This window comes from Achromobacter sp. FW305-C-28, from assembly GCF_058783235.1.
In genome coordinates, this window is record NZ_JBYSYL010000002.1 from 492,958 (window position 1) to 515,114 (window position 22,157).

Annotated in this window: 21 protein-coding genes; 16 read left to right on the forward strand and 5 right to left on the reverse strand. The window is 69.2% G+C overall.

The window, feature by feature from the left end:
* The first annotated feature begins 6 nt into the window (after positions 1 to 6).
* From AC3WMR_RS07230 to ubiT, 4 genes are all read left to right on the forward strand, one after another.
* On the forward strand, positions 7 to 678 hold the full coding sequence (locus AC3WMR_RS07230) for a response regulator (protein ID WP_492263371.1): 672 nt from the start codon (positions 7 to 9) through the stop codon (positions 676 to 678).
* A gap of 93 nt (positions 679 to 771) precedes the next feature.
* Positions 772 to 1,788, forward strand: coding sequence for a ubiquinone anaerobic biosynthesis protein UbiU (gene ubiU, locus AC3WMR_RS07235; protein ID WP_492263372.1), 1,017 nt, complete (start codon positions 772 to 774; stop codon positions 1,786 to 1,788).
* Complete coding sequence (locus tag AC3WMR_RS07240; RefSeq protein WP_492263643.1) at positions 1,785 to 2,675, forward strand: U32 family peptidase; 891 nt, start codon at positions 1,785 to 1,787, stop codon at positions 2,673 to 2,675. Before ubiU ends, AC3WMR_RS07240 begins: the two co-directional genes overlap by 4 nt.
* Positions 2,672 to 3,103, forward strand: a complete 432-nt coding sequence (gene ubiT / locus AC3WMR_RS07245) for a ubiquinone anaerobic biosynthesis accessory factor UbiT (RefSeq protein WP_492263373.1) — start codon at positions 2,672 to 2,674, stop codon at positions 3,101 to 3,103. Before AC3WMR_RS07240 ends, ubiT begins: the two co-directional genes overlap by 4 nt.
* A 10-nt stretch (positions 3,104 to 3,113) precedes the next feature.
* Here the strand turns inward: ubiT and AC3WMR_RS07250 are convergent, their stop codons facing one another.
* Together AC3WMR_RS07250 and AC3WMR_RS07255 are read right to left on the reverse strand one after the other, a co-directional pair.
* Positions 3,114 to 5,312: an ABC transporter permease subunit gene (locus tag AC3WMR_RS07250; RefSeq protein WP_492263374.1), complete on the reverse strand. Its 2,199-nt coding sequence runs from the start codon at positions 5,310 to 5,312 to the stop codon at positions 3,114 to 3,116.
* A 1-nt stretch (position 5,313) separates the two neighbouring features.
* Positions 5,314 to 6,339 (reverse strand): amino acid ABC transporter substrate-binding protein, encoded by a 1,026-nt coding sequence (locus tag AC3WMR_RS07255; RefSeq protein ID WP_492263375.1) that lies wholly within the window; start codon positions 6,337 to 6,339, stop codon positions 5,314 to 5,316.
* Between the two features lie 169 nt (positions 6,340 to 6,508).
* On the opposite strand from AC3WMR_RS07255, the gene AC3WMR_RS07260 reads away from it, so the two are divergent.
* The 3 genes from AC3WMR_RS07260 to AC3WMR_RS07270 are packed head-to-tail and all read left to right on the forward strand — an operon-like array spanning position 6,509 to position 9,802.
* Complete coding sequence (locus AC3WMR_RS07260) at positions 6,509 to 7,648, forward strand: aminotransferase class V-fold PLP-dependent enzyme (RefSeq protein ID WP_492263376.1); 1,140 nt, start codon at positions 6,509 to 6,511, stop codon at positions 7,646 to 7,648.
* A 34-nt stretch (positions 7,649 to 7,682) separates the two neighbouring features.
* A complete protein-coding gene (locus tag AC3WMR_RS07265; RefSeq protein ID WP_492263377.1) occupies positions 7,683 to 8,978 on the forward strand; it encodes an O-acetylhomoserine aminocarboxypropyltransferase/cysteine synthase family protein in 1,296 nt (431 codons plus the stop codon).
* A 5-nt stretch (positions 8,979 to 8,983) separates the two neighbouring features.
* Complete coding sequence (locus AC3WMR_RS07270; protein ID WP_492263378.1) at positions 8,984 to 9,802, forward strand: alpha/beta fold hydrolase; 819 nt, start codon at positions 8,984 to 8,986, stop codon at positions 9,800 to 9,802.
* Here AC3WMR_RS07270 and AC3WMR_RS07275 read toward each other — a convergent pair.
* Entirely contained in the window at positions 9,799 to 10,731 is a 933-nt protein-coding gene (locus AC3WMR_RS07275; RefSeq protein WP_492263379.1) for an AraC family transcriptional regulator, read from the reverse strand. The genes AC3WMR_RS07270 and AC3WMR_RS07275 overlap by 4 nt on opposite strands.
* Positions 10,732 to 10,855: 124 nt before the next feature.
* Here AC3WMR_RS07275 and AC3WMR_RS07280 point away from each other — a divergent pair, with 124 nt between their 5' ends.
* From AC3WMR_RS07280 to AC3WMR_RS07300, 5 genes are read left to right on the forward strand one after another with little or no spacing between them, the layout of a single operon-like run.
* On the forward strand, positions 10,856 to 11,413 hold the full coding sequence (locus AC3WMR_RS07280) for a carboxymuconolactone decarboxylase family protein (protein WP_492263380.1): 558 nt from the start codon (positions 10,856 to 10,858) through the stop codon (positions 11,411 to 11,413).
* On the forward strand, positions 11,410 to 12,564 hold the full coding sequence (locus AC3WMR_RS07285) for an acyl-CoA dehydrogenase family protein (RefSeq protein WP_492263381.1): 1,155 nt from the start codon (positions 11,410 to 11,412) through the stop codon (positions 12,562 to 12,564). Before AC3WMR_RS07280 ends, AC3WMR_RS07285 begins: the two co-directional genes overlap by 4 nt.
* On the forward strand, positions 12,561 to 13,391 hold the full coding sequence (locus AC3WMR_RS07290) for an ABC transporter ATP-binding protein (RefSeq protein ID WP_492263382.1): 831 nt from the start codon (positions 12,561 to 12,563) through the stop codon (positions 13,389 to 13,391). The genes AC3WMR_RS07285 and AC3WMR_RS07290 overlap by 4 nt, the downstream gene beginning before the upstream one ends.
* Positions 13,381 to 14,571 (forward strand): ABC transporter substrate-binding protein, encoded by a 1,191-nt coding sequence (locus AC3WMR_RS07295; protein WP_175193570.1) that lies wholly within the window; start codon positions 13,381 to 13,383, stop codon positions 14,569 to 14,571. Before AC3WMR_RS07290 ends, AC3WMR_RS07295 begins: the two co-directional genes overlap by 11 nt.
* Entirely contained in the window at positions 14,568 to 15,353 is a 786-nt protein-coding gene (locus tag AC3WMR_RS07300) for an ABC transporter permease (protein ID WP_492263383.1), read from the forward strand. Before AC3WMR_RS07295 ends, AC3WMR_RS07300 begins: the two co-directional genes overlap by 4 nt.
* 80 nt (positions 15,354 to 15,433) lie before the next feature.
* On the opposite strand, the gene AC3WMR_RS07305 is transcribed toward AC3WMR_RS07300, so the two are convergent.
* A complete protein-coding gene (locus tag AC3WMR_RS07305; RefSeq protein ID WP_492263384.1) occupies positions 15,434 to 16,000 on the reverse strand; it encodes a surface-adhesin E family protein in 567 nt (188 codons plus the stop codon).
* A gap of 266 nt (positions 16,001 to 16,266) precedes the next feature.
* Between AC3WMR_RS07305 and AC3WMR_RS07310 the strand changes: the two genes are divergently transcribed.
* The gene (locus AC3WMR_RS07310; RefSeq protein ID WP_492263385.1) at positions 16,267 to 17,595 is read left to right on the forward strand and encodes a beta propeller repeat protein; all 1,329 of its coding nucleotides are present in this window, start codon (positions 16,267 to 16,269) and stop codon (positions 17,593 to 17,595) included.
* A 78-nt stretch (positions 17,596 to 17,673) separates the two neighbouring features.
* Here the strand turns inward: AC3WMR_RS07310 and AC3WMR_RS07315 are convergent, their stop codons facing one another.
* Positions 17,674 to 18,363 carry a GntR family transcriptional regulator gene (locus tag AC3WMR_RS07315; protein ID WP_025138524.1) on the reverse strand — a complete coding sequence of 230 codons (690 nt, stop codon included), beginning with the start codon at positions 18,361 to 18,363 and terminating at the stop codon, positions 17,674 to 17,676.
* 131 nt (positions 18,364 to 18,494) lie between these two features.
* Between AC3WMR_RS07315 and araD the strand changes: the two genes are divergently transcribed.
* The 3 genes from araD to AC3WMR_RS07330 all read left to right on the forward strand — a co-directional run bounded on the left by araD (position 18,495) and on the right by AC3WMR_RS07330 (position 22,113).
* Positions 18,495 to 20,225 (forward strand): L-arabinonate dehydratase, encoded by a 1,731-nt coding sequence (araD, locus tag AC3WMR_RS07320; RefSeq protein WP_492263386.1) that lies wholly within the window; start codon positions 18,495 to 18,497, stop codon positions 20,223 to 20,225.
* 44 nt (positions 20,226 to 20,269) lie between these two features.
* On the forward strand, positions 20,270 to 20,980 hold the full coding sequence (locus AC3WMR_RS07325; RefSeq protein WP_492263644.1) for a ribonuclease activity regulator RraA: 711 nt from the start codon (positions 20,270 to 20,272) through the stop codon (positions 20,978 to 20,980).
* 143 nt (positions 20,981 to 21,123) lie between these two features.
* A complete protein-coding gene (locus tag AC3WMR_RS07330) occupies positions 21,124 to 22,113 on the forward strand; it encodes a Bug family tripartite tricarboxylate transporter substrate binding protein (protein WP_492263387.1) in 990 nt (329 codons plus the stop codon).
* The last annotated feature ends 44 nt before the right edge of the window (positions 22,114 to 22,157 follow it).

The following is a 22,157-nucleotide window of genomic DNA, read 5'->3' on the forward strand; positions in this document are numbered from 1 at the left end:
AAGACCATGCCCATCCGTATCCTGCTCGTCGACGATCACACCCTGTTCCGCTCGGGGATGCGCCTGCTGTTGCAACGCCAGCCCGATTTCGAAATCGTGGCCGAAGCCGGCGACGGGGTCGAAGGCGTCAAGCGCGCCAAGGAACTCAAGCCCGACGTGGTGCTGCTGGACTTGAACATGCCGGGCCTGTCTGGCCTGGAAACGCTGCAACTGCTGACGCAGGACGTGCCGGGCAGCGCGGTCATCATCCTGACCGTGTCCGAAGAAGCCGACGAGCTGGGCCAGGCGCTGCGCGACGGCGCCCGCGGCTACCTGCTCAAGAACATCGATGCCGACGTGCTGACCTCGGCCATCCGCCGCGCGGCGGGCGGCGAACCCGTCATTGCCGAAAGCATGACGGCCAAGCTGGTCGAACAATTCCGCGGCCAGGCCAACCTGGCCGCCCAGGCGCCGCCGGGGCAGGCCGAACGCCATCGCCTGACCGCGCGCGAACGCCAGATCGTGCAGTGCCTGGCGCGCGGCGCCAGCAACAAGGTCATCGCACGCGAACTCGATGTCAGCGAAAGCACGGTCAAGATCCATGTGCAGAACGTACTGAAAAAGCTCAACCTGACCAGCCGGGTGCAAGTGGCCGTGTACGCGGTCGAGCACGGCCTGCATGGCGACGACGCGGCCTGAACCGGCCGCCGCGTGACGCTTGACCTAGCTCGTTGCCAGGGCATTTGATCTTCGACAAGGCTTTGCCGCCGGCCGGCCCCTAGACTGGCCGGCATGCATACCCGAACCTCTCCGTTGGAACTCGTGGCGCCCGCCGGCAGCCTGGCCGCGCTGAAGGCGGCGATCGAGGCAGGCGCCGACACCGTCTATCTGGGCCTGAAGAACGCCACCAACGCCCGCAATTTCGCCGGGCTCAATTTCACCGAAAGCGATATCCGCGAGGGCGTTGCCCTGGCCCATGCCAAGGGCCGCCAGGTGCTGTTCGCCATCAATACCTTTGTGCAGCCCGGCCGCGGCCACGAATGGCGCGAGGCGGTCGATGCCGCCTGCGCGCTGGGCGCCGACGCCGTCATCATGGCCGATGCCGGCCTGCTGGGCTATGCCCGCGATCGCTATCCCGACCTGCGGCTGCATCTGTCGGTGCAAGGCTCGGCCACCCACGCCGACGCCATCGAGCTGATGAAAGCGCAGTTCGGCATCCGCCGCGTGGTGCTGCCGCGCGTGCTGACCCTGGCCGAAATTGCACGCATCTGCGCCAACGTCAGCGTCGAGGTCGAGGTGTTCGGCTTCGGCAGCCTGTGCGTCATGGCCGAAGGACGTTGCCTGCTGTCTTCATATGTCACCGGCGATTCGCCCAACAACAAGGGCGTCTGTTCGCCGGCCGGCGCGGTGCGCTGGGTCGAGCAGGACGGCCGCCTGGACGCGCGCCTGAACGGCATCCTGATCGACCGCTACGAACCCGGCGAGCCGGCCGCGTACCCCACGCTGTGCAAGGGCCGCTTCGAGGTCGACGGCCACGCCGACCACGCGCTGGAAGAACCGACCAGCCTGAACGCCATCGGCCTGTTGCCCAAGCTGGCCGAAATGGGCGTGTCGGCCGTGAAGATAGAAGGGCGCCAGCGCAGCCCGGCCTACGTCACGCAAGTGGTGTCCACGCTGCGCGCGGCGCTGGACAGCGCCCATGCCGACCCCAACCGCTATTCCCCACGCCCCGACTGGAACGCCATGCTGGCGCGCCATGCCGAGGGTTCCCAAGTCACGCAAGGCGCATTCGAACGTCCATGGAAATGACACCCAAGGCTTTCCGCATTTCGGCGGGTCCGCTGCTGTATTACTGGCCGCGTGCGCGCACGCTGGAATGCTATGCGGCGCTGGCCGACAGCCCCGTCGACATCGTCTACGTGGGCGAAACCGTCTGTAGCCGACGCCACGAGCTGCGCGCCGACGACTGGCTGGACCTGGCGCGCGACCTGCGCGCCGCCGGCAAGGACGTGGTGCTGTCGGCCCGCACGCTGATCGAAACCGGCGCCGAGGCTGCGGCGTTGCGGCGCCTGTGCGAACAGGGCGACTTCATGGTGGAAGCCGGCGAGGTCGGCGCGTTGCGCCACCTGGGCGGGCGGCCGTTCGTGGCCGGCCCACACATGAACGCCTACCACGGCGGTACGCTGGAATGGCTGGCCGCGCGAGGCGCGGCGCGCTTCGTGGCGCCGCTGGAAATGCATGTGAACGCGCTGGCCCGGCTGCTGGCCGAGCGGCCGGCGGGCTTGCAGGCCGAAGTCATGGTGTGGGGCCGCATGGCGCTGGCATTTTCGGCCCGCTGCTTTACCGCGCGCCATTTCCGCCTGAAGAAGGACGACTGCGGCTTTCGCTGCATCGAGCATCCCGACGGCCTGGACATGCGGACCCGCGAATCGCACGAATTCCTGGCGATCAACGGCATCCAGGTGCAGTCGGCCGCATGCCTGGATCTGCTGGACCAGGCAGCGTACCTGGCGGACCTGGGCGCGCAGGTGCTGCGCGTCAGCCCGCAATCGAGCGGCACGCTGGATGCCATCGCCGCGTTGGACGCCGTGCGCCAAGGCCGGGTGCAGAACGAGGTGGCGCCGCCTGCCGGCATCGGCCGCTGCAACGGCTATTTCCATGGCCAGTCGGGCATCGCCTGGCAGGAGCGCGCATGAACCACGCCGCCTTCACCTTGCCGTCCTTGGTGGCACGCCTGGGGCGCCGCGTGCCGGCGCCGCTGGCCTCGCTGCATTTCGCGGCCGGACTGGAACTGGCGCGGCGCCTGAAATGGCTGGCGCCGCCGCCGGAACTGGACGGCCGCAGCTTTGCCATCACCATCGAAGACCTGGGCTTGCGCAGCGGCTTCGCGGTGCGGGGCGGCGCCTTCCGCCCGCGCTGGGACGCGTCGCCCTGCGAGCTGGAACTGGGCGCGCGGCTGGCCGACCTGCTGGCGCTGATGCGCGCCGAGACCGATGCCGACACGCTGTTCTTCCAGCGCCGGCTGCGCATTTCGGGTGACACCGAACTGGGGCTGATCGTGAAGAACTGGCTGGACGCCGCGCCTCGTCCCGCCTGGCTGGAACGGCTGGCGGCGGTGCCCTAGCCAGGCCAGTTCAACCCCGCCGGCCTTCCATGGCCCGCGCCACGCGCGACAGCGCCAGGCTGGCCGCGAAATACAGCAACGCCACGGCCAGGTAGACCTCGACGTGATAGGGCCGCCAGTCGGTGCCCGCGACCACCGACTTGGCCGCGCCCAGCACGTCGAACACGCCGATGATGCTGACCAGCGACGTGTCTTTCACCGCGCCGACGAACACCCCCAGCGCGGCGGGCGCGGCGATGCGGCGCGCCTGCGGCCAGATCACCGTCCAATACGCCACGGCGGGGCGCATGCCCAGCGCCCGCGCTGCCATCATCTGGCCCGCGGGGATGGCCTGCAAGGCGCCGCGCAGCACCTCGGCCAGCAGGCATGCGGTGTGCAGCGTCAGCGCGGCCAGCGCCATGCTGAACTTGGATACGCCGCCGCCCAACAGCAGCGGCAGCACGAACGAGGCAAACAGCAATTGCGTGACCAGCGGCACGCCGCGCACGGCCTCGATCAAGGCAGCGGCGGCCAGCGACCCGCCACGGCTGCCCGAACGGCGCAGCAGCGCCAACCCGAACGCCAGCGGCACCGCCGCCACCAGCGCCGAGATCGCCAGGATCAGCGTCACCAGCAGGCCGCCCCAGCGCAACGGGCCGATGGCCGTGCCCCAGGGCATTCCGGACAGCGCGCCGAGCGTCACGGCCAGCGCCAGCGCAATCAGCGCCAGGCGCACGCGCGCCGGCAGGCGGCCGGCGCCCAAGGCCACCGTCACGCCGGCCAGCAGCGCGGCGCAAGCGACCAGGGCCTGGGGCCGGTCCTCTGGCGCCATGGCGCCGAACAGCAGCAGCGGCACGTTGTCGGTCACCGCGGCCCAGCAGGCGCCGGCGGCCGCGGCGCACTCGGCCGGCGCGCCGTGCCACACCGCGCGCAGCACGGCCCAATCCAGTACAGACCAGGCAGCGGTGGCCAGCAGCACGGCCACCACGGCCGATCCCAGCCAACGGCGCCAGGGGGGTGCTCGGCGCGCGTCCCCGCCCAGGAGCGGCAAGCCCGGCCGGTCGCCCAGGCGGGCGCCGTGGCTGTCGCCGGGGCCATGACGCGCATGGCGCGCGTTCCAGGTGGACAGGGCGCCGCCCAGCGCCAGCGCCAGGCCCAGGTACACGGCGACGGCCAGGGCAATGCCTTCCAGCGCCAGGCCGGTCTGCGTGATGGCGGTGTTGATCACGGCCATCAGTTCCTGGTAGCCGATGGCAATCGCCAGCGTGCTGTTCTTGACCAGCGCCAGGCACTGGTTGGCGTACGGCGGCAGGGCGACGCGCGCGGCGTAGGGCGCGATGACCCGGCGCAAGACGCTGGCCGGGGTCAACGCCATGGCCTGGCCCGCTTCCACCAGGCCGACCGGCACCGCGCGCACCGAGGCGCGCACGATGTCGGCGATGTAGGCGGCGTGGAACACGATCAGGCCGATGGCCAGCGCGGCGAATTCGATGCTGGGCTGCCAGCCCCCTTGCAGGCCCAGGCCGCGCCGGACGGGCAAATCGACCTGCACCGGTGGCAGCAACGTCCAGGCCAGCAGGGCCAGCGCCAGTGGCAGCAGCCACGTGGCGCCTTGGGCGAGCCGACCTGAGCGAGAACCGATCTCGCGGCCCCACCGCCTGTGCGCCAGCCAGCCGGCCAGCAACGCGCCCAGCGCCGCCAGCGCATACGGCAGCCACCCGTGCAGGGCGGGCAGCGCCAGCCCGCGGTTGGACAGCAGCACCGATGGCAGCGGCTGCCAGGCCTGCCGCGCATCCGGCAGGCGCAGCAGCAGGCCATACCAGACGAACAGTTGCAGCAGCACCGGCGTGTTGCGCAGCGGCGCGATGATGGCCGCGGCGGTGCGCGCGGCCAGCGCCTGCGACGACAGGCGCAGCAGCCCCAGCCCGATGCCCAATAGCGTCGCCACGGGGATGGCCACCAACGCCACCGTCAGCGTATTGACCAGCCCCGCGGCAAGCGACATCCAGTACGGATCTTCGGGCGTGACCGGCAGCAGGCTTTCCGAAATGCGAAAGCCCGCTGGCTGGAACAGGAAGCCGAAGCCGCCGCGGATGCCGCGCGCCGCCTGCACGGATTCGATGTGCAGGATCAGCACGGCGGCCATGCCCCCCAGCGCCAGGGTCCAGGCCAGGGCGGGCAGCCAGCGCCTCAGGGCGGGGCTCGCGGGCAGGGCAAGGGTGGCGATCATGTCATTGGAACGGCGGCGAATACAGCAGGCCGCCCTTGTTCCACTGCGCATTCAGGCCGCGCTCCAGCTTGAGCGGCGTGGCCGCGCCCAGGTTGCGGTCCCACACTTCGCCGTAATTGCCCACCGCCTTGATGACGTTGCGGGCCCAGCCTTCGTCCAGGCCGAAGCTCTTGCCGATGCCCGGGTCCAGGCCCAGCAGGCGGCGCACCTGGGCATCGGTGCTCTGCGCCTGGCTGTCGACGTTTTTGGACGTGATGCCCAGTTCTTCGGCGGCCACCAGCGCGTTCACCGTCCAGCGCACGATCGCGGTCCAGTTCGGATCGTCCTGGCGCACGAAGGGGCCCAGCGGCGACTTGTTGATGCGTTCGGGCAGGATGATGAAGTCGTCCGGATTGGCGGCGCGCGCGGCGCGGCTGGCGGCCAGCGTGGACGCATCCGACAGATAGACGTCGCAGCGGCCGGCGTAGAAGGCCTGTTCCAGCTCCACCAGGTTCTCGATCACCACGGGGCGATAGGTGAGCTTGTTCTTCTTGAAGTAGTCGACCAGGTTCTGTTCGTTGACGGTGCCCGGCTGTACGCAGACCTGCGCGCCATCCAGCTCGGCAGCGCTTTTCACGCCCAGCTTGCGCGGCACCAGGAAGCCCTGGCCGTCGTAGAACACGATGCCGGCGGACACGATGCCCAGGCCCGCATCGCGGCCCGAGGTGATGGTGGTGTTGCGGTTCAGCACGTCGATCTCGCCGCCTTGCAGCGCGGGAAAGCGCTGCTGCGAACTGAGCGGCACGAAGCGGGTCTTCTCGGCATCGCCCAGCACGGCGGCGGCCAGCGCGCGGCACAGGTCGGCATCCAGGCCCGTCCAGCGGCCCTGCTTGTCGGCAATGGACAGGCCCGCCGAGCCCTGGCTCACGCCGCACACCAGTTCGCCGCGTTTCTTGATGGCGTCGACCGTGACGCCTGCCGTGGACGCGCCGGCATAAGCCAGCGCCGCCGCCACACCGGCGGTCTTGAGAAGAGAGATCAACCGCATGCCGTTCCCGTATTCGTTATATGCAAGAAAGGCATGAATTCTAGGGTGGCGCACCCGTGCGGCGAGCGACTATATGGTCATATGGTTATGAGAACTTAGCCTTATCCAGATTCGCGTCATATACCTAGAATCCGTCCATACCAAGTTGCATAGACGAAGAAGGTCGCGCATGAGCTGGCAGGACGAATTCAGGCAGTTGTTTCCCATCACACGCGACAAGGCCTACGCCAACATCGCCTACACCAGCCCCTTGGCGCCCAAGGTGGCCGCTGCGGTGGCGGACTTCTTTGACGGCATCACGCATGCCCGCAGCGACAAGCCGCAATGGCTGCGCGACGCGGCAGCCTTGCGCCCGCGCCTGGCCCGCCTGATCGGCGGCGACGCGCGCCGCGTGGCCTTTACCAAGAACACCACCGAAGGCCTGAACACCGTCGCACAAGGCCTGGCCTGGCAAGAGGGCGACAACCTCATCGTCGACGACCAGGAACACCCCACCAACGCCTTGCCGTGGCTCAATCTGCGCCGCCACGGCGTGCAGGTGCGCGTGCCGCCGTCGCGCGCCGGCCGCTATACGGTTGACGACCTGTGGCAGCACGTCGATGCCCGCACACGGCTCATCGCGGTGTCATGGGTGCAGTACGGCACGGGCCTGCGCACCGACATCGCCGAGCTCGGCCGGCGCTGCGCCGAACGCGACATCTGGCTGGTGGTCGATGGCGTGCAGGGCGCGGGCCTTTTGCGCGCCGAGGTCGATGCCTGGGGCGTGGATGCCTTTGCCAGCGGCGCGCACAAGGGCCTGCTGGGCCCCTTGGGCGTGGGCTTCCTGCACGTGTCGCCCAGGCTGCTGGACGCGCTGGACCCGCTCTACATCGGCCCATCCGAAGTGACCACGCTGGGCAAGGCCGGCCTGCAATGGCAAGTGGCCGTGTCGGACGCGGGCGATGCCCGCCGCCTGGAATCGGGCAACCTGAACTATCCCGGCATCGCCGGCCTGGCCGGCGCGCTGGATCTCATTGAATGGGCGCAGCCTGAACGCATCGAACCGTGGGTGATGGAGCTGTCCACGGCATTGAGCGATGGTTTACGCGCACTGGGGCTGCAGGTAGTATCCCCGGCCGACGACGCCTTGCGCAGCACCACCACGGCCGTACGCGTGGCCGATCCGGCCGCCGCGCTGGCGCACCTGGCCCGCGAGGGTGTGGTGGCGAGCATTGTCGAGTATGGTTACCTGCGCCTGTCCGTCGGCGCCTACAACAATCACGGGGACATCGAACGCATCCTGCGCGCCGCGCGCGGGTTCGCCGCCTGATCCCCTCACCATCACGCATCTCAAGGAGAGACACATGACTGAAGCGAAAAAGCCCGACTGGCGGCTGGAAACCATTGCCGTGCATGGCGGTTACCGTCCCGACCCGACCACGCGCGCCGTGGCCGTGCCGATCTACCAGACCGTGGCCTACGCGTTCGACGACACGCAACACGGCGCGGACCTGTTCGACCTGAAGGTCGCGGGCAACATCTACACCCGCATCATGAACCCGACGACCGACGTGCTGGAGCAGCGCGTGGCGGCCCTGGAAGGCGGCATCGCCGCGCTGGCGCTGGCCTCGGGCCAGGCCGCGGTCACCTACGCCATCCTGACCATCGCCGAAGCCGGCGACAACATCGTCTCGTCCAGCACGCTGTACGGCGGCACCTACAACCTGTTCGCGCACACGCTGCCGCAGTACGGCATCACCACGCGCTTTGCCAACCCCAGCGACCTGGCTGCCTTCGAAGCGCAGATCGATGACCGCACCAAGGCCATCTTCGCCGAGTCCGTCGGCAACCCGCTGGGCAACATCACCGACATCGCCGCGCTGGCCGAACTGGCCCACCGCCATGGCCTGCCGCTGATCGTCGACAACACCGTGCCGTCGCCGTACCTGCTGCGCCCCATCGAGCACGGCGCCGACATCGTGGTGCAGTCGCTGACCAAGTACCTGGGCGGCCACGGCACCAGCCTGGGCGGCGCCATCATCGACTCGGGCAAGTTCCCCTGGGCCGAGCACAAGGCCCGCTTCAAGCGCCTGAACGAACCCGACGTCAGCTACCACGGCGTGGTCTACACCGAAGCCTTCGGCCCGGCCGCCTACATCGGCCGCGCCCGCGTGGTGCCGCTGCGCAACACGGGTGCGGCGATCTCGCCGTTCAACTCGTTCCAGATCCTGCAAGGCATCGAAACGCTGGCGCTGCGCGTGGACCGCATCGTGGAAAACGCCGTCAAGGTGGCGCGCTACCTGCGCGAACACGCCAAGGTCGAATGGGTCAATTACGCCGGCCTGCCGGACCACCCCGACCACGCGCTGGTGCAGAAGTACCTGGGCGGCAAGGCGCCGGGCCTGTTCACGTTTGGCGTGAAGGGCGGCCGCGAAGCCGGCGCGCGCTTCCAGGACGCGCTGCAGCTGTTCACGCGCCTGGTGAACATCGGCGACGCCAAGTCGCTGGCGACCCACCCGGCGTCCACCACCCACCGCCAGTTGAACCCTGAAGAGCTGCAAAAGGCCGGCGTGCGCGAAGAAACCGTGCGCCTGTCCATCGGCATCGAGCACATCGACGACCTGCTGGCCGATCTGGACCAGGCCCTGGGCAAGGTGTGAACGGCATGACGATGATTCACCGCAGGAACCTGTTGAAACTGGCTGCGGGCCTGCCCGCGCTGGCGGCGGCCCCGGCCATCGCAGCCCAGCCGCAAGCCGCCCGCGCCAAGACCTACGTGCTGGCGCACGGCTCGTGGCATGGCGGCTGGTGCTGGCGGCCGGTGGCCGACCGGCTGCAGGCCGCCGGTCACCGCGTCTTTGCGCCCAGCTTCACCGGCATGGGCGACCGCGCGCATCTGCTGAACCCGGCCATCACCATCGACACCTTCGTCGAAGACCTGGTGCAGGTGATCCAGTCCGAAGAACTGAACGACGTCATCCTGGTGGGCCACAGCTTTGGCGGCATTCCGATCTCGGGCGTGGCGGACCGCATCCCCGAGCGGCTGGCGCACCTGGTGTACTTCGACTCGATCGTGCTGCAAAGCGGCCAGAACGCGTTTTCGGTGTACCCCAAGGCGGATGCCGATGCCCGCATCGCGGCGGCGTCCAAGGCCACCAACGGCCTGGCCGTGCCGATTCCCGATCCGCTGCCCGCGGCCTGGGGCTTCAAGCCGGGCAGCGCCGACGAAGCCTGGGTCAAGCGGCGCCTGACCGCGCATCCGCTGGCCAGCTACACCACGCCGCTGACGCTCAAGCATCCCATCGGCAACGGCCGCCCGCGCACCTACATCCACTGCACCCAGCCTGAACTGCCGGTGCTGGAGGAATCGCGCAGGCTGGTGAAGTCGCAACCGGGCTGGAACTGGGTCGACATCGCGGCGCCCCATGAGGCGCACATCACGCATCCGGCGCTGTTGGCCGATCTGCTGCTGGGGCTGTCTTAAGCCCCGGGCTTCAGGCCTTTCCTCCAGGCCGAGGGCGCCACGCCCTCGGTGCGCAGGAACACCCGGCTGAACGCCGCCTGCGAGCGGTAGCCCACGCGTTCGGCGGCATCCTGGATGCCCACGCCTTGCGACAGCAAGCGCCGCGCCACGCGCATGCGCAGCAATTGCAGCAATTGCGCGGGCGTGGTGCCGCTGTGCAACGTGAAGCGGCGGTGAAACGTCGCTTTGGACATATGCACGTGGCGCGCCATGTCGTCCAGGTTCCAGTCGTCTTCGGGCCGCGCCAGGATGGCCTGGAGCAAGCCCGCCATGGCCGGGTCGCGCGCCAGCACGAACAGGCCGTAGGCGTGGCGGTCGTGGATGGCCAGATGCCGCAGCATGAAGAAGATCAGCATGTCCGTCAGGCGTTCCAGCACCACGGCCGACGCGCCGCCTTCGCGCGCGGTTTCGCCCAGGATCAGGTCGAACACGCCGCGCGCGCCGGCATAGCGCTCGTCCCCCGCGCGCAGCAAGAGGACGTCGGGCAGGGTGTCGGCCAGCAGGTCGGCCAGGCCGGGTCGAAACTGGAAAAAGCCGCAGGCCAGGCCGGTGCCATCGGGCTGGGCCGGGGCCAGCGGCTGCATCGCGCGGCAGGCGGGCGCGCCGGGATCGGGCGGGTCCAGCGGGGTCAGCGCGTGCGGCACGTCGCGCAGGAAGAACACGCCGTCGCCCGCCGACAGGGTCAGCGGCGCCTGCTCGCCGCCCAGGTCGACCCGGCAGCGTCCGTGCAGGATCAGGTGAAAGCTGGCGCGCGCCCGGCCGCTGGTGCTGGCCGTCCAATTGCCGCAATACTGGCCCAGGTGATACAAGCTGGATTGCACTTCCAGGCTGGACAGCAGCAGGGCGTCGACGGCGGCTTGGTCGGTGTTCGGGGAGGCAGTAGATGGCATGGTTATATGGGCATTGCTGAAAGTCGATAAGATCGAGCATCAGCTTGCGATCCCCGTGCATTGTCGCGCTTCGCGGTGCGGCCGCACAATCGTGTTTTCATCGAACGTCTTCCAGGAGACTCTCATGGCCCGTTTGACCGTCCACACCGCGCAAAGTGCGCCCGAACCCACCCGCGCTGCCCTGGCCGCGGCCGAGCAGGGCGCCGGCTACCTGTCCAATTTGCTGGGGGTGCTGGCCAATGCGCCCGTGGCGCTCGAAGCCTACCAGACCCTGTCGCAGATCAACGCCCGCGCCGGGCTGACGCTGCAGGAACGCGAGGTGGTGCAACTGGTGGCTGGCACGCGCCACGGCTGCACCTTCTGCGTGGCCGGCCACACGGCGCTGGCCCGCAACAAGGCCAAGCTGTCGCCCGACGTGGTGGACGCGCTGCGCGCCCAGGGCATCTTGCCCGACGCCCGCCTGCAAGCGCTGGCCGCCTTCACCGAAGCCGTCATCCAGACCCGCGGCCGCGTCAGCGACGAGGCCCTGCACGCGCTGCGCGACGCCGGCTACACCGATGGCAATGCCCTGGAAGTCATCGTCGGCGTGGGCCTGGCCACGATCTGCAATTTCGGCAACAACCTGGCGCAGACGCCGCTGAACGAGCAACTGAGCGCCTACGCCTGGAGCGGCGACCGATGACGGCGCGCCAGCCCGATCGGTTGACGCCGGCACTCGCCGCCTGGCTGGACCAGCACGCCGGCGCGCTGGACGATGGCACCCAGGACCCGGCCAGCGTGCTGCCGCGCCTGGCCGCCGCCGGCCTGTTCCGCCAAGGCGTGCCCGAGGCCCTGGGCGGCCTGCCGGGCACCGACATCGGCGACGCCATCGAAGCCGTGTCGCAGGTCGCCGAGCATTCCGTGGCCAGCGCCTTTGTCGCGTGGGGTCAGCGGGTCTTCATCGAATACCTGCTGCGCAGTCCCAACACGCTGCTGGCGCAGACCTGGCTGGCGCCGCTGCTGGCGGGCGAGCAGGCCGGCGCCACCGCGCTGTCCAACGCCATGAAATTCCTGAGCGGCATCGAATCGCTGCAGATCAGCGCTCGCCAGGACGGCGGGCAATGGCTGCTGGACGGCCGCTTGCCCTGGGTCACCAATCTGCGCAAGCAGGGCTTCCTGGTGGCCGCCGCGGTGTCGGCGCCGGACGGCACGCCTGCTGTCGTGGCCTTGCCGCACGATATCGACGGCCTGGCACGCAGCGCCGACCTCGACCTGCTGGCGCTGCAATCGAGCAATACCGCGGCGCTGGACGTACGCGGCGTGCGCATCGGCCCCGAATGGCTGATCCACCCGGACGCGCGACAATACCTGCCGCAGGCGCGGCCGGCCTTTGCGGGCCTGCAATGCGGCCTGTCCATCGGCCTGGCCCGGCGCGCGCTGCGCGCGGCGCAGGAAGCGGGGCAGGGCCAGGCCTCGCGCGGCATCCTGGGCGAACCGCTGCAAGCGCTGGCCGCCCAACTCGATGACCTGACCGCACGCCTCATCGACGGCGTGCGCAGCGAACGTTTCGTGGCCGAGCCGTGGTGCCTGTTCGAATTGCGCATCGGCCTGGCCGACGTCGCCAGCCAGGCGGTGCAGCTCGAACTGCAGGCCAGCGGCGGAGCGGCCTACCTGAAACCCGCGGGCAACGGTTTTGCGCGGCGCTGGCGCGAGGCCGCGTTCCTGCCCATCGTCACGCCCAGCCTGGTGCAATTGAAGACCGAACTGGCCAAGCGCCAGGCGCGGCTGGCGGCCGAAGGCAGCGCATCGGCGGGCGCGGCATCGCGCGGCGCCACGTCCGAGGCCGCCCGATGACGACGCCGCCGCGTCCCGTGCTGCAAGCCAGCGGGCTGTCGCTGCGCTATGCCGGCGCGCCCGCCGACGTGTTCCAGGGCGTGGACCTGGCGCTGGACCGCGGCGAAGTGGTGGCGGTGCTGGGCGCCAGCGGCGCGGGAAAATCCAGCCTGCTGCGCGTGCTGGCGGGCCTGCAAGCGGCCAGCACGGGTTCCCTGTTGATGGAAGGCGCGCCGTTGACCGGCGTGCATCCGCGCGTGGCCGTGGCCTTCCAGGACCCCAGCCTGCTGCCCTGGCTGTCGCTGGAACGCAATGTGGCCTTTGGCCTGGACTTCAAGCATCAGCCCGCCCTGAGCGCCGCCGAACGCCGCCTGCGCGTCGACCAGGCCATCGACGAAGTCGGCCTGTCGCATGCCCGGCAGTTGCGCCCGTCGCAGTTGTCCGGCGGCATGGCCCAGCGCGCCGCGCTGGCCCGCTGCCTGGCGCGCCAGCCGTCGGTGCTGCTGATGGACGAACCCTTCGGCGCGCTGGACGAAGTCACCCGTGGCGAAATGCAGGCGCTGCTGTGCAAGGTGGTGGCCGACTTCCATACCGCGGTGGTCCTGATCACCCACGATATCGACGAAGCGCTGCTGCTGGCCGACCGCATCGTGCTGCTGGGCGGCGCGCCCGGCCGCATCCTGGGGGTGTGGCCGGTGGACCTGCCGCAGCCGCGCGTCGACCTGTTGTCTGAAATGGGCGCATTGCGCCTGGAAATCCTGACCCGCCTGCGCGCCGCGCTGCGGGATGTACGCGGCCTGGGGCCGATCAACACTGAAAGCGCCAAGGAGACTATGGATGTGCCTTGAACACATGTCGCGTCGCGACTGGTTGAAACTCTCGGCCCTGCTGACCGTGGGCGGCGCCGCGCCGCTGCTGTCGGCCTTCAATGCGCGGGCGCAAAGCGAGCCCGACGCGCCCGTGCGCATCGGCTATCTGCCCATCACCGATGCGGCCCCGCTGCTGGTGGCACACAACAATGGTCTTTTCGACAAGGCGGGCGTCAAGGCCGAAAAGCCCACGCTGCTGCGCAGCTGGGCGCAGGTGATCGAAGCCTTCATTTCCGGCCAGGTGAACGTGGTGCATCTCTTGTCGCCCATGACGGTCTGGGCGCGTTTTGGCAGCCAGGTGCCCGCAAAGGTAGTGGCCTGGAACCATGTAGGCGGCTCTGGCCTGACGGTGGCCCCGGCCATCAACAGCGTCAAGGAACTGGGCGGCAAGACGGTCGCGATTCCGTTCTGGTATTCCATCCACAACGTCATGCTGCAATACCTGCTGCGTGAAAACGGCTTGACGCCCGTGTCGCGCAAGGATGCCGCCGTGGCGGCCAACGAGGTCAATCTGGTGGTGATGGCGCCGTCCGACATGCCGCCCGCGCTGGCGCAGAACCGCATCGCCGGCTACATCGTGGCCGAACCCTTCAACGCCGTCGCCGAGACGCTGGGCGTGGGCAAGGTGCTGCGCTTCACGGGCGACATCTGGCGCAACCACGCCTGCTGCGTCGTCTTCATGCACGAGCGCGACCTGCAACAGCGCCCCGAGTGGTCGCAGAAAGTGGTGGACGCCATCGTCCAGGCCCAGCTCTGGATTCGCGACAACCGCGAAGAGACCGCCAAGCTGCTGTCCAAGGAAGGCATCAACCGCTACACGCCGCACGCCTTGCCGGCGCTGAGCAAGGTGCTGGCGCCGCCGCCGTCGGACCGCGAGCAGTACCTGGCCAGCGGCGCCATCCGCCATGCCGACTGGGACGAGCGCCGCATCGACTTCCAGCCGTACCCGTTCCCCAGCTACACCGAAGAACTGGTGCGCCGCCTGCGCGACACGCTGATCGAGGCCGATCGCGGCTTCCTGGCCAGCCTGGACCCGGCCCGCGCCGCGGCCGAGCTGGTCGACGATCGCTTCGTCAAGCGCGCCATCGAATCCGCGGGCGGTTTGCAGCGTTTCGGCTTCCCGGATTCGTACCGCCGGACCGAGACGGTGCAGGCGTGACGGCGGCTTCCGGGGCAACCCTGCCGCGTCGGCCGCGCCTGGCCGCGCGCTGCGGCCTGGGCCTGGCCGGCCTGGCGGCGCTGCTGGCGCTGTGGTGGCTGGGCACCGACGTGCTGGCGCCGGCCGGCGGCATGGCGCGCCGCTTCGCACCGGGGCCCACCTTCGTCAGCCTGGGCGAGCTCCTGACCGGGTCCGATCTGCCCATGCACGTGTGGGTCAGCCTGCGCCGCATCGCGGTGGGCCTGGGGCTGGCGCTGGCCATCGGCGTGCCGCTGGGCCTGGCGATCGGCAGCTACCGGCGGCTGGAGGCGGCCGTGTCGCCCGCCATGCAGTTCCTGCGCATGATCTCGCCGCTGTCGTGGATGCCGATTGCCGTCATGGTGTTCGGCGTGGGCGACGACCCGGTCTATTTCCTGCTGACCTTCGCCGCGGTCTGGCCCATCGTGCTCAACACCGCCGCCGGCGTGCAGCAGCTGGACGCACGCTGGCTGCAACTGGCGCAAAGCGTGGCCGCGACGCGTTGGGAAACGCTGTGCCACGTGATCCTGCCGGGCGTGCTGGGCCACATCCTGACCGGCGTGCGGCTGGCCATCGGCATCCTGTGGATCGTGCTGGTGCCCTGCGAAATGCTGGGCGTGTCGGCCGGCATGGGTTATTTCATCCTGGACACGCGCGACCGCCTGGCCTATTCGGAACTGATGGCCATGGTGCTGTTGATCGGCGTGCTGGGCTTCTTGCTGGATGCGGCCGCGCGCGGGCTGTATCGGTACTGGCGAGGGTAGGGCGGGGCGCCGCGCGGGTCTGTCTGTGGGCGCGTTGCCGCCCGCCATCGCGATGCACGGGCGCCCGCAGCGCCCGTTTTTTATTTGCGTGCGCTCTTGCCGCCTGCCGGGCAGACCACCCCGCGCAGCTTGCGCTGCACCGGGTCGCGCGCCACCGGCGCATTGACGATGCCGGCAACGGGGATCGATTCCACCAGCCCGCCATTGGCATTGGGGCCGGCGTAGTGCTGGGTCTCGGTGACCGTATAGGTGTTGTTGCCGCAGTTCAGCGTGACGGGCTGCGTCACCGATCCGTAGGGCTGGCCGTTGGCTTCCGAGACCCGCGGCTGGGCATAGAACCAGGCCACCGTCACCCGCATCACGAGCGGCCGCTCGGACAGCGCCGCGATCGACTCGCTGTCGTAGAACACGCCCGGCATGGCCTGCGAATCCACGGGCTGCCAGGCCGGCGGGGTGCCGAACACGATGCCTTCGACGCCGGGCGTGCGCGGCACGATGTTCACCGCGCAGGCGTTGTCCGGAATCGGATCGCCCTCGCGCACCGTCACCGCCTTGCAGACGTCAGCCGGCTCGGCCGTCGCCTGGGCCCAGGCCGGCCCCGCCAGCAATGCCAGGACCAGGGTGAGATGCGCATGCCGTGCTGTCATGGGGCGTTCCGTGTGAGACATCGATATCGTCAACATCCAAGTATAGAGTGGCCCGCCCGCCCGCCCGCCCGCCCGGCCGCCCGGCCGCCCGAAGGCCGGGCAGCCCCCGTGGGGGGCAGCAAGCGCGCAGTGCGCAGCGTGGGGGCTTACCCCCCGGGGCTTACCCCCCGGGGCTTACCCCCCGGGGCTTGTCATCCCTGTATAGTCTCGTTCCGTTGCAGGCGTGTGTTCAGGCCGCCTGAATGTCGGGAGATGAGGCGATAGCGATGAATATCAGGGTGCTGGCCGGCGCGGCCGCCATCGCCGTGACCGGGGTGCTGGCCTACGGCTTGTATCAACAGATCCCGCCGGGCCAGCCGCTGGCCCGCAGCGAGGTCATCGGCGAGCTCGATGGCCCGCCGCTGGCCGGTTATTCCCGCACGCGCCTTTACCGCTTCGGCGCCCAGCAGTTCCTGACCGGCCAGCTGATCGCCGGCCCTCGCGACATCGAACCGCTGCAACAAGCCCCTGTGCTGGACGCCTTGCTGCCCACGCACGCGGACAGCCCGCTGCGCAACGCCGCCGCTGCCCGAGAGGTCCGCAACCTGGTCTATGGGGGCCGCGACAACGGCCGCTATGCATTGCTGGGTTCCATCGGCGGCGACACCGGCGTCAGCTTGATTGCCGACCCGCAAGGCCAGACGCTGTATCTGGTGGCTGGCCCGTCGCGCGATGCCCGCCTGGGGGCGCCGGGCGCGGTGTCCGACACGCTGCGTTCCGATGACCAGGGCGCCAGCTGGCGCTACGAACCTGATGTGGCCCTGGGGCCGCCGCAACGCCACACCGCATTCCTGACCCCGGCCCGCGCCGTGGCGCTGCAGGACGGCCCCGACGGCGAACGCCTGCTGCATAGCGAAGACGGCGCGCGCACCTGGTGGGCCATCTCGCTGCGCGAACAGGTCTGGCCCGACGCGGCCCGCTACGACAAGGCCTTTCGCGAGCAGGCCGCCCGCCTTCGCGACGAAGACAACACCCTGGCTTACGGCTGGTCGCTGTATCCGCTGGCGTCCGACCTGGCGGTGGGCTGGAGTTGGCGCGAACGTGTCGGCCCCGCCGGCTCTGAACGCATCGAGACTCGCCGTTTCGAGGTGCGCTTGCAGGATGGCGCCTCGCCGGCCTTCCGTATCGCGCCGGTGCCGCCACCCGTGCCGGCGCAGGACCCCGAGGCCCAGGTGCAACTGGGCCTGCCCATTTTCGAGACCGCGGGCAACCGCGTCTATCGGCTCGACCCCGCCGACAAGACCTGGCACGCCATGGCCGCCACGCCCACCGTCCGCGGCGCTCGCACCCGGATCGGCCAGGCCTGGTTCGGCCGCAATGGCTGGGTGGTCAAGACCTACGCCAGGCACCTGCTCTCGTTCGGCGACGACACCCGCACCTATTTCTACACCGGCGACCAGGGCCGCACCTGGCGCCCGTTCCAGCTGTCGCCCGACCAGGAACGCGGCCTGCTCGGGCTGGACGCGGCGGGGCAGGGGCTGCTGGTGCATGCCGAGCAGGGCGGCAAGACCGTCATTCTGCGCTACGCGCTGGACGACGCGGGTCGCGCACCTTGAACCGGATGCCATCCCGCGACACGCACGCTTGACCCGCGGCGTGCAGCGGGTTGGCGGGATTGCTACGCCGCGCTTGCCTTACTCGGCCAGCACGTAATCCGGATAGCGCTTGCAGATCTCGGCCACCTGGCTGAGCGTGCCCGACAGATGTTCGCGCAGCGCCTGTTGCGCCCGGGGCGCGTCCTGGGCGGCGATTGCGTCCAGCACCCGCTGGTGGTCGTCCATGATGCGTTCGGCCTTGCCGGCTTCGGGCAGGTGCAGGCGCCGCAGGCGGTCCAGGTGGCCGCTGTAGCGCTGGGCCATGTGCCACAGCCCGATCATGCCGGCGGCCTCGTGCATGTCGCGGTGAAACGCCTGGTCGGCGTCCATGAACTGCTGCGACTGGCCGCTCGCGTGGCTGACCCGCTGGCGCTCGATGCTGGCCTGCAGGCGCTGGATCAACAGCGGATCGGGCCGCTGCGCCAGAATGTGGGCGATTTCCAGTTCCAGTGAGCGGCGCAGGAAATGCGCCTGGCGCGCCGCGGCGATGTCGATGCGGCTGACCACCGTGGTGTGCTGCGGATAGATCTCGACCAGCGCTTCCTCGGCCAGCTTCATGAGCGCGTCGCGGATCGGCGTCTGGCTCAGGCCATAGGCCTCGGCCAGCGTCACGCGCGACAGCGGGGCGCCTGGCGCCAGCTCCAGCGAGACGATCTGTTCGCGAAGATGTTCGAAGACCTGCGGCGCGGCGTGTCGCGAGCGGTCCAGTCTGAGCTTTTGGCTGTGCATCAGGCGAAATCAAGTGAAGGCGTGTGGAACGGGAGTGTAGCGGGTTTCTCCCTAGCTGACGCACTAATGTATTAGTGTTTAAATGGCCTGTCTACGATTCCGCCCCGTCCCTTTTCCCCTTGCCCCCGCCTATGAAACGCTCCTACGAAAGCCTGCGCAGCGCCGCCTGGATGGCCAAAGACGATCTGCGCTCGTTCGGTCACCGCTCCCGCATGATGCAAATGGGCTATGCCCCCGAAGACTGGGTCAACCGGCCCATCATCGCCATCATCAACACCTGGTCCGACCTCAACCCCTGCCACAGCCACTTCAAGCAGCGGGTCGAAGACGTCAAGCGCGGCGTGTTCCAGGCGGGCGGCTTTCCGGTGGAACTGCCGGCCATCTCGGTGTCGGAATCGTTCGTCAAGCCCACCACCATGCTCTACCGCAACATGCTGGCCATGGAAACCGAAGAGCTGCTGCGCAGCCATCCGGTCGATGGCGCCGTGCTCATGGGCGGTTGCGACAAGACCACCCCGGGCCTGCTCATGGGCGCCATCAGCGCCGGGCTGCCCTGTGTCTACGTGCCCGCCGGCCCCATGCTGCGCGGCAACTGGAAGGGCAAGATCCTGGGGTCCGGCTCCGACGCCTGGAAACTCTGGGACGAGCGCCGCGCCGGCAAGATCACCCAGGAACAATGGACCGAAGTCGAAGGCGGCATCGCCCGCAGCTACGGCACCTGCATGACGATGGGCACAGCCAGCACCATGACCGCCATCGCCGAAGCCATCGGCATGACCTTGCCGGGCGCCTCGTCCATTCCCGCGGCCGACGTCGGCCACATGCGCATGTCGGCCGAATGCGGCCGCCGCGTGGTCGACATGGTCTGGGAAGACCTGACCCCGCAGCGCATCCTGACGCTGGCCTCGTTCAAGAACGCCATCAACGTGGCCATGGCCATGGGCTGCTCCACCAATGCCATCGTGCACCTGGTGGCCATGTCGCGCCGCGCCGGCCACCCCGTGGGGCTGGACGACTTCGACGCCGCCAGCCGCAAGGTGCCCGTCATCGCCAATATCCGGCCTAGCGGCGACACATACCTGATGGAAGACTTCTACTACGCCGGCGGCCTGCCGGCGCTGATGTCGCGCCTTCAAGACCACCTGGATCCGTCCGCCCTGACCGTCACCGGCAAGACGCTGGGCGAGAACATCGCCGGCGCCGAGGTCTACAACGACGATGTCATCCGCAAGCTGGACACCGCCATCTACGACGAAGGCGCGCTGGCCGTGCTGCGCGGCAATATCGCGCCCGACGGTTGCGTCATCAAGCCCAGCGCCTGCGCGCCGCAATACCTGCAGCACACCGGTCCGGCGCTGGTGTTCGACGACTACCCCAGCATGAAGGCCGCGGTCGACGACGAGAACCTGGACGTCACCGCCGACCACATCATGATCCTGCGCAATGCCGGGCCGCAAGGCGGGCCGGGCATGCCCGAATGGGGCATGCTGCCCATTCCCACCAAGCTGGTGAAACAGGGCGTGCGCGACATGCTGCGCCTGTCCGATGCCCGCATGAGCGGCACCAGCTACGGCGCCTGCATCCTGCACGCCGCGCCCGAAGCCTATATCGGCGGCCCGCTGGCGCTGGTCAAGACCGGCGACCTCATCACCGTCGACGTACCGGCCCGCAGCATCCACCTGAACATCAGCGACGAAGAACTGGCCGCGCGCCGCGCCGCCTGGACGCCGCCGCCCAAGCGCTACGAGCGCGGCTACGGCTGGATGTATTCGCAACACATCCTGCAGGCCAACGAAGGCTGCGATTTCGACTTCCTGGAAACCAGCTTCGGCGCGCCCGTACCCGAACCCGAAATCTTCTGAACCTGTTTTCGCATCCGATCCCTGGAGCTTCCGACGTGTCCGACATGAATCCCGAAACCCGCGCCCGCCTGGCTGGCATCAGCACCGCCACGCTGTGCACCGCCTTGTTCAAGCGCGGCCTGCGCAACCAGTTCATCCAGGACGTGCGTCCGCTGAACGCCACGCTGCCCAATATGGTCGGCCCCGCCTTCACGCTGCGCTACATCCCCGCCCGCGAAGACCTGAACACCATCAAGGTGTTCGAAGACCGCGCCCACCCCCAGCGCGTCGCGGTCGAGACCTGCCCGGCGGGCGCGGTGCTGGTCATGGACAGCCGCAAGGATCCGCGCGCGGCCTCGGCCGGCTCGATCCTGGTGACCCGCCTGATGAAGCGCGGCGTGGCCGGCGTGGTCACCGACGGCGGCTTTCGCGATTCGCCCGAAATCGCCGAACTCGGCTATCCGGCCTATCACAACCGCCCGTCGGCGCCGACCAACCTGACGCTGCACCAGGCGCTGGACCTCAACGCGCCCATCGGCTGCGGCGACGTGGCCGTGTTCCCCGGCGACATCGTGGTGGGCGATCGCGAGGGTGTCGTGATCATTCCGGCGCACCTGGCCGACGAGATCGCCGTCGAAGCGGTGGAAATGACCGCCTTCGAAGACTTCGTCACCAGCCAGGTGCAGGACGGCGCGTCCATCCTGGGCCTATACCCGCCCACCGACCCCGGCACCAAGGACAAATTCGCCGCCTGGCGCCAGCAGCACGGCCGCTGAGGCGTCACGCCGCATTCGCCGCCTGGCATCCCCAACAAGGCCGTCGAGCCTTGGCCGGGCGGCGCTGAAAACGGGCCATGCACATGCCGGCAATCCCGCCGGCGGTGCCTGCGCCCGCACATAGACAAGGCAGGAGACAAACCATGAACACGCAACGTCGCAGCGCGCTGGCCGCGCTGCTGGCAGGACCGCTGCTGGGCGCGCTGGCGCTGCCGGCCTTCGCCGCCGAGTGGCCCGCGCAAAAGCCGATCTCTTATGTGGTGCCGTTCACCGTGGGCGGGTCCACCGACGTGGTCGGCCGCGTGCTGGCGCAGAAGCTGGGCGACCGGCTGCACCAGAACGTCATCGTCGAGAACAAGCCCGGCGCGGCCGGCGGCATCGGCGCCACCTACGTGGCCAAGGCCGCGCCCGACGGCTACACGCTGTTCGGCGGCACCATCAGCACCCACGCCATCAACGCCAGCCTGTACAAGAACCTGAAGTACGACCCGGTCAAGGACTTCGAGCCCGTCTCGCTGATCGCCTACCTGCCCAACGTGCTGCTGGTGGACCCCAACCTGGGCGTCAATTCCGTGGCCGACCTGATCGCGCTGCTCAAGCGCGACCCGTCCAGGCGCACCTTCGCCTCGTCCGGCGCCGGCACGTCCACGCACCTGGCCGGCGAGCTGTTCGCCAGCATGATCGGCGTGCCGCTCACGCATGTGCCCTACAAGGGCACGCCGCCCGCCATGGTGGATGTGTCCTCGGGCGCGGTCACCTTCATGTTCGACCAGATGACTGCCGCGCTGCCGCTGTTGCAGACCGGCAAGCTCAAGCTGCTGGCCGTCACCACGAAAGACCGCATCTCGCTCGCGCCCGACGTGCCCACCATGCAGGAGGCCGGCGTGCCCGGCTTCCAGATGGCTTCGTGGCAGGCCGTCTACGCGCCCAAGGGCACGCCCAAGCCCATCCTGGACAAGCTCGCCGCCGAGATCGCCGTCATCCTGAAAGAACCCGACGTGCAGGAAAAGCTGGGCAAGACCATGGGCATGGAACTGGTCGGCAGCACGCCCGACGAACTGCGCGCCCTGATGGCCACCGAGATTCCGCGTTGGGCGCAAGTGGTGAAGCAGTCGGGGGCGACGGTGGAGTAGAAGAGGGGGGGCTGAACCGCCTGGGCGTTGTAGACGTCGACGAA

Bases quoted from the DNA above. Each gene is read 5' to 3' on its own strand.
- AC3WMR_RS07260 (WP_492263376.1), top strand. From the start codon at position 6,509: ATGAGCTGGCAGGACGAATTCAGGCAGTTGTTTCCCATCACACGCGAC.
- ubiT (WP_492263373.1), top strand. From the start codon at position 2,672: ATGAACCACGCCGCCTTCACCTTGCCGTCCTTGGTGGCACGCCTGGGG.
- AC3WMR_RS07230 (WP_492263371.1), top strand. From the start codon at position 7: ATGCCCATCCGTATCCTGCTCGTCGACGATCACACCCTGTTCCGCTCG.
- AC3WMR_RS07330 (WP_492263387.1), top strand. From the start codon at position 21,124: ATGAACACGCAACGTCGCAGCGCGCTGGCCGCGCTGCTGGCAGGACCG.
- AC3WMR_RS07275 (WP_492263379.1), bottom strand. From the start codon at position 10,731: ATGCCATCTACTGCCTCCCCGAACACCGACCAAGCCGCCGTCGACGCC.
- AC3WMR_RS07295 (WP_175193570.1), top strand. From the start codon at position 13,381: ATGTGCCTTGAACACATGTCGCGTCGCGACTGGTTGAAACTCTCGGCC.
- AC3WMR_RS07280 (WP_492263380.1), top strand. From the start codon at position 10,856: ATGGCCCGTTTGACCGTCCACACCGCGCAAAGTGCGCCCGAACCCACC.
- AC3WMR_RS07315 (WP_025138524.1), bottom strand. From the start codon at position 18,363: ATGCACAGCCAAAAGCTCAGACTGGACCGCTCGCGACACGCCGCGCCG.
- AC3WMR_RS07255 (WP_492263375.1), bottom strand. From the start codon at position 6,339: ATGCGGTTGATCTCTCTTCTCAAGACCGCCGGTGTGGCGGCGGCGCTG.
- araD (WP_492263386.1), top strand. From the start codon at position 18,495: ATGAAACGCTCCTACGAAAGCCTGCGCAGCGCCGCCTGGATGGCCAAA.
- AC3WMR_RS07250 (WP_492263374.1), bottom strand. From the start codon at position 5,312: ATGATCGCCACCCTTGCCCTGCCCGCGAGCCCCGCCCTGAGGCGCTGG.
- AC3WMR_RS07285 (WP_492263381.1), top strand. From the start codon at position 11,410: ATGACGGCGCGCCAGCCCGATCGGTTGACGCCGGCACTCGCCGCCTGG.
- AC3WMR_RS07265 (WP_492263377.1), top strand. From the start codon at position 7,683: ATGACTGAAGCGAAAAAGCCCGACTGGCGGCTGGAAACCATTGCCGTG.
- AC3WMR_RS07325 (WP_492263644.1), top strand. From the start codon at position 20,270: ATGAATCCCGAAACCCGCGCCCGCCTGGCTGGCATCAGCACCGCCACG.
- ubiU (WP_492263372.1), top strand. From the start codon at position 772: ATGCATACCCGAACCTCTCCGTTGGAACTCGTGGCGCCCGCCGGCAGC.
- AC3WMR_RS07290 (WP_492263382.1), top strand. From the start codon at position 12,561: ATGACGACGCCGCCGCGTCCCGTGCTGCAAGCCAGCGGGCTGTCGCTG.
- AC3WMR_RS07240 (WP_492263643.1), top strand. From the start codon at position 1,785: ATGACACCCAAGGCTTTCCGCATTTCGGCGGGTCCGCTGCTGTATTAC.
- AC3WMR_RS07310 (WP_492263385.1), top strand. From the start codon at position 16,267: ATGAATATCAGGGTGCTGGCCGGCGCGGCCGCCATCGCCGTGACCGGG.
- AC3WMR_RS07305 (WP_492263384.1), bottom strand. From the start codon at position 16,000: ATGACAGCACGGCATGCGCATCTCACCCTGGTCCTGGCATTGCTGGCG.
- AC3WMR_RS07270 (WP_492263378.1), top strand. From the start codon at position 8,984: ATGACGATGATTCACCGCAGGAACCTGTTGAAACTGGCTGCGGGCCTG.